This is a genomic window from Pseudomonas sp. GW821-FHT09C09 (assembly GCF_059418105.1).
Map to the genome: position 1 here is coordinate 264,638 of NZ_JBWKPF010000006.1, position 5,106 is coordinate 269,743.

The 5,106-nt window shown below is 60.9% G+C and carries 5 protein-coding genes; 2 read left to right on the forward strand and 3 right to left on the reverse strand.

Annotated elements, in window-relative coordinates; all coding sequences use genetic code 11:
• Window positions 1-81: 81 nt before the first annotated feature.
• Together AC07NR_RS20735 and AC07NR_RS20740 are read left to right on the forward strand one after the other, a co-directional pair.
• Entirely contained in the window at window positions 82-897 is an 816-nt protein-coding gene (locus AC07NR_RS20735) for an AraC family transcriptional regulator (RefSeq protein ID WP_495079332.1), read from the forward strand.
• 134 nt (window positions 898-1,031) lie between these two features.
• On the forward strand, window positions 1,032-1,781 hold the full coding sequence (locus tag AC07NR_RS20740; protein WP_115077463.1) for a creatininase family protein: 750 nt from the start codon (window positions 1,032-1,034) through the stop codon (window positions 1,779-1,781).
• A 61-nt stretch (window positions 1,782-1,842) separates the two neighbouring features.
• Here AC07NR_RS20740 and AC07NR_RS20745 read toward each other — a convergent pair whose 3' ends face one another.
• From AC07NR_RS20745 to AC07NR_RS20755, 3 genes are all read right to left on the reverse strand, one after another.
• On the reverse strand, window positions 1,843-3,276 hold the full coding sequence (locus AC07NR_RS20745) for a catalase (protein ID WP_495079333.1): 1,434 nt from the start codon (window positions 3,274-3,276) through the stop codon (window positions 1,843-1,845).
• 150 nt (window positions 3,277-3,426) lie between these two features.
• On the reverse strand, window positions 3,427-3,843 hold the full coding sequence (locus AC07NR_RS20750) for an organic hydroperoxide resistance protein (protein WP_119429218.1): 417 nt from the start codon (window positions 3,841-3,843) through the stop codon (window positions 3,427-3,429).
• Window positions 3,844-3,865: 22 nt separating this feature from the next.
• Window positions 3,866-4,291 carry a hypothetical protein gene (locus AC07NR_RS20755; RefSeq protein ID WP_265814865.1) on the reverse strand — a complete coding sequence of 142 codons (426 nt, stop codon included), beginning with the start codon at window positions 4,289-4,291 and terminating at the stop codon, window positions 3,866-3,868.
• Between the last annotated feature and the right edge of the window lie 815 nt (window positions 4,292-5,106).

Consider the following 5,106-nt stretch of genomic DNA (forward strand, 5'->3'; position numbering starts at 1 on the left):
TGGCAAATGCCAGGATTTGTCGTCAAAGTGACAATCCTGGCCTTACGACGATCAAGGGCTGTTTTCAGGAGACTCCACGCGATGAAACAAGAGGTGCGCAGGGTCGTCGCCAGGCGTGAGCCCACGCGGCGCAGCGAACGTTATCCCGACTATCAGGATGTGCCGCGGGTGATGACCGTGCTGGTGCGCGATCAGGCCACCGGCGAATACAACGAACCGCACGTGCATCGGCACGGGCAGTTGCTGTATGCCTCGAACGGCGTGATGCGGGTGGCCACCGAACGCGGGTTGTGGATCCTGCCGCCGAAGCGGGCGTTATGGATTCCGCCCGGGGTGATCCATGATCAGTTGATGCTGAGCGCGGTCAGGATGCGCTCGATCTACATCGAGCCGCAGGTCTGCGCAGGGCTGGGCCATCACTGCAAAGTGCTGGAGATCCCCGGACTGCTGCGCGAGTTGATTCTGGCCCTGGCCGACCAGCCGATCGAATACCCGCAGGAAGGGCGCAACGCGCACATCGTGGCGTTGATACTCAGTGAACTGCAGGCGGCGCGGACGCTGCCGATCGAAGTGCCGTGGCCGCTCGACAGGCGACTGGTCACGGTGTGCGAGGCGATTCTGCAGAACCCCGGACAAGACCATTCGATCGGCTATTGGGCAGACCGGGTTGGCGCCAGTTCGCGCACGCTGATTCGCCTGTTCGTCAATGAAACCGGCCTGAATTTCCGCCACTGGCTGCAACAGGTGCGGCTGGCGACCGCCATCGACCGGCTCGACAAAGGCCAGTCCGTCGGGGTGATTGCCCGGGACCTGGGCTATGCCAGCCAGAGTGCCTTCAGTGCGATGTTCAGACGGGTGATGGGCGAATCGCCCCGTGAGTTTCTCGTTCGCGATTAGAGCGTTCTGCCGATTCCGATACCTTCGTATTCTGTCGTCAAAGGGAGGCGGGTGTTATCAATGACGCTGCTGTTGCAGGTGCATTGAACGCCAACCCTCGTTCCGCGAGGAACCTTCGAAGAGTGAGAATCCTGATGCTTTTATACCTATCGACCTGGTCCGAAATCGCCCAATTCCTCGAACGCAGCCGCACCATCGTCATCCCGATCGGCTCCAACGAGCAGCACGGGCCGACCGGCCTGCTGGGCACCGACTGGATGTGCCCGGAGATCATCGCCCATGAAGCGCAGAAAAGTGCAGACATCCTGATCGCCCCGACCTTCAATATCGGCATGGCGCAACATCACCTCGGTTTCCCCGGCACCATTTCGCTCAGGCCCTCGACCTTCATCGCGGCCATCGCGGACTGGACCCGTTCGCTGGCCGCCCACGGCTTTGAAAAGATCTTTTTCCTCAATGGCCACGGCGGCAACATCGCCTCGATCGAAGCGGCGTTTTCGGAGCTGTACGCGGAGGCGAGTTTTGCCCGGCGCAAGGCCGGGTTCGCCCTGAAGCTCTGCAACTGGTGGGATCTGGAAGGCGTGAATGAGCTGGCGCGTGACCAGTTCCCGACCGGCCACGGCATTCATGCGACGCCTTCGGAAATCGCCGTGACCCAGTGGGCCTATCCCGATTCCATCAAGTCGGCCGACTACTCGCCGCAGATCGCCAACTGGGGCCCGATCCGCGAAGCCGCTGACTTCCGTGCCCGTCACCCCGATGGCCGCATGGGTTCTGACCCGGCCCAGGCTTCGCCGGAAAAGGGCCGGCAACTGGTGGAAATGGCGGCTCGCGGTCTGGTGCAGGAGGTGCAGGCCTTCAGCCGCGAATCCTTGCCTGACTGACCGTACAAACAACAACGCCCGGTTAATCCGGGCGTTGTTGTTTCGGCTCCGTCATTGCAGATCAGCCCAGTGCCTCAATGGCGTGCGCAACCCCTGCGCCATACGCCGGATCTGCCCGGGTGCAGTGGTCGATGTGTCGTTGTTTCGACTCAGCGCTGGCGCCATGAATCGAGCGCGCGGTGTTATCGAACAGGACCTGTTTCTGGGCCATGGTCATGGCCCGGAACAGCGCGCCGGGTTGCGAAAAACAGTCGTCGTCCTCGCGGTAATCCCAGTGCCCGGCGCTGCCTTTGAGGGCCAGCGGTGGCTCGCTGAAATCCGGTTGTTCGGCCCATTGGCCATGGCTGTTGGGTTCGTAGCCGGGGGTGCTGCCTGCGTTGGAATCGGTGCGCATCTGGCCGTCCCGGTGATAGCTGTTGACCGGGCAGCGTGGGGCGTTCACCGGGATCTGATGATGATTGACGCCCACGCGATAGCGCTGTGCATCGCCGTAGGAGAACAGGCGGGCCTGGAGCATCTTGTCCGGTGAGAAACTGATGCCGGGCACGACGTTGGCCGGGTTGAAGGCTGCCTGCTCGACGTCGGCGAAGTAGTTGTCGGGGTTGCGGTTGAGTTCGAGTACTCCGACTTCGATCAACGGGTAATCCTTGTGGGGCCAGACTTTGGTCAGGTCGAAGGGATTGATCGGGTACGTCTCGGCGTCCAGCTCCGGCATCACTTGCACGTAGAGCTTCCATTGCGGGAAGCGGCCTTCCTCGATGCTGGTGTACAGGTCGCGCTGGGCACTTTCGCGATCATCGCCGATCAGTGTCGCGGCTTGCTGATCGGTCAGGTTCTCGATGCCTTGCTCGGTCTTCCAGGTAAATTTCACCCAGAATCGCTCGTTCGCCGGGCTGATGAAACTGAACGTATGGCTGCCGAAACCATGCATGTGGCGGTAGGTGCGCGGCAACCCGCGATCACTCATGACAATCGTCACCTGATGCAGTGCCTCGGGCAGCAGCGACCAGAAATCCCAGTTGTTGCGGGCGCTGCGCAGGTTGGTGCGCGGGTCGCGTTTGACCGCATGGTTGAGGTCGGGGAATTTCAGCGGATCGCGCAGAAAGAACACCGGCGTGTTGTTGCCCACCAGATCCCAGTTGCCTTGCTCGGTATAGAACTTGATGGCAAACCCGCGAATGTCACGTTCGGCATCGGCGGCACCACGCTCGCCGGCCACGGTGGAAAACCGGACGAAGATATCGGTGGTCTTGCCCACGCTCGAAAACAGTCTGGCCTTGGTATAACGGCTGATGTCACGGGTGACGGTGAAGGTGCCGAACGCCCCCGAACCCTTGGCGTGCATGCGCCGTTCGGGAATGACCTCACGATCGAAATGGGCCAGCTTTTCCAGCAGCCATACGTCTTGCAACAGCACCGGGCCTCGCGGGCCGGCGGTCTGCGAGTTGTTGTTGTCCACCACTGGTGCGCCGGCGGCGGTCGTCAGTTTTTTCATGCGCTACTCCTGGCTTTTGTCGGTTTGCCGCCATCACATCAAAAGCCTTGGGAGCCCTCTATTGCACCATGGTGTCGCTGCAGGGCCGCCGGGCAGGGCAGGCGTGTTTTGCGTGTCGGCGTTCGACCGTTCGGGAGCGGCAGATGGGGATCAGGCGAGGGTGATGCTGACGTTGATGTTGCTGCGCGTGGCTTTGGAGTAGGGGCAATTCTGGTGCGCCGCTTCGATCAACTGGTGTGCCACTTCCGGCTCGATTTCCGGCAACGACACGGCCAGGCGGGCCTGCAGGAAGAACCCGTGTTCTGCGTGTACGAGATCGACTTGAGCTTCCACCCCGGCGTTTGCCGGGAAGCCGATCCTGCGCGCATTGCAGGCGTGGCGAAGGGAACCGAGAAAGCAAGCCGACCAGCACACCGCGAACAACTGCTCGGGATTGGTTCCCGTCCCCGGTGCGCCCGGTGGAGAGAGCCTGAGATCAAGTCGACCATCGTGACTGCGTGCAGTCCCCTCACGGCCTCCTGTGGTGCAGGTCTGTGCGGTGTAGAGCGTTTTTTCGATGTTGATCATGGGCATTCTCTGGTGAAGATTTTCACTGCGTCGAAAGATCGATGCAGGCTGAGCGTGGGGTGTCGTGACGTTCCGCGGCAGACGCACCCGCTAGCGGCGTGGGGTGGTCCGGCGCTGTGATGCCCCGATGGCCCAGGTTGTCGAGCAGCGTGGATCGTGCAATCTCGATGAGCCATGCCCGAAACGGGAAGCCGGGGTCATGCCGGGCCTGCTCGAGATAAAGGGTCTTGAAGGCTTGCTGGACGAGGCGGCCGGTGTCCTCGCGACTGATTCTTCCGGCCTGTACCTGGCCTTCGAAATAGGCGATGAGCAACGGTGTCACCGTTGCGAACAGTTGCTGGGATTCAGCCCTGTCATGCCTGACGGCACCCGAGACCAAGGCATACAGTTCGTCGTTGCCGAGTCGGTCAGCCTCGCACAGGCAATGTTGGCGATAACCTTCAGCCATGATCGGATCCCTCGCAAAACCATCGTTCGACCGACCGCGACAACCCATGATGTCTGCAGGTTGCCTGACGTTCAGCGGTGAGCTTCAATCCTGCTCCTTGAACGTGAGCGACTGCCAGTTATGCGTTGTTAGCGCTTGTTAGCGATGCTTGAATGATGTGTTTGAAGTGACGACTGCCTGGCTGTCAGGCCGGGGTCTTTGCGTGGTTTTCCGGCAGTGGATGCCTGAAGGACGGGCAGGTTTGCGCTGGCGCATTTATGACAACCCGGTCGCTTGGCCATCATTCCGATGGCGTAGGAAACTTCCGATATTTATTTCGCATTTTTCCTACATTTTGTTTGCCTCTCCAGCAAAAAACGTGGTTATTATCCGGCGGCGCTTCGGGTCACAAACCCGGCGCCAGAAGATTGCCGTGCGTCTACAGACCCGGCAGTCGCAGCCGATCGGGACCACCCTGGCGCTGTCACCCACCGCGCAGGTTGTTCCTCGTCGTTGACCCTCAAATGGAAGTCGAGGTTTCAATTGATCACGCGGTTTGCAATCGACGATGCAATGAGCAGGGCGACGGATGTCGTCAACGATTCTGTCATCTCCCCAGCTGCCTGCGCGGACCGCGCCGCGGTGTTCTTCGCCAGCCTTTCTCCCCCCGGTTTCCTGTGTGTGCCTGCGTGCGACGCGAGTCTGCATGCGCGTGCCGCGCCATCTTCCTGAATTCGAATGACCGAACCGGTAGCTGATACCGGGGCCTGACTGGCGGGGCGCGTGCTGTCTCTGCCTGATCACAAAAATAATGCAGTCATGGACGGTAGCCTCCG

Coding starts and splice junctions, on each gene's coding strand:
- AC07NR_RS20735 (WP_495079332.1), top strand. CDS start 82: ATGAAACAAGAGGTGCGCAGGGTCGTCGCCAGGCGTGAGCCCACGCGG.
- AC07NR_RS20740 (WP_115077463.1), top strand. CDS start 1,032: ATGCTTTTATACCTATCGACCTGGTCCGAAATCGCCCAATTCCTCGAA.
- AC07NR_RS20745 (WP_495079333.1), bottom strand. CDS start 3,276: ATGAAAAAACTGACGACCGCCGCCGGCGCACCAGTGGTGGACAACAAC.
- AC07NR_RS20750 (WP_119429218.1), bottom strand. CDS start 3,843: ATGATCAACATCGAAAAAACGCTCTACACCGCACAGACCTGCACCACA.
- AC07NR_RS20755 (WP_265814865.1), bottom strand. CDS start 4,291: ATGGCTGAAGGTTATCGCCAACATTGCCTGTGCGAGGCTGACCGACTC.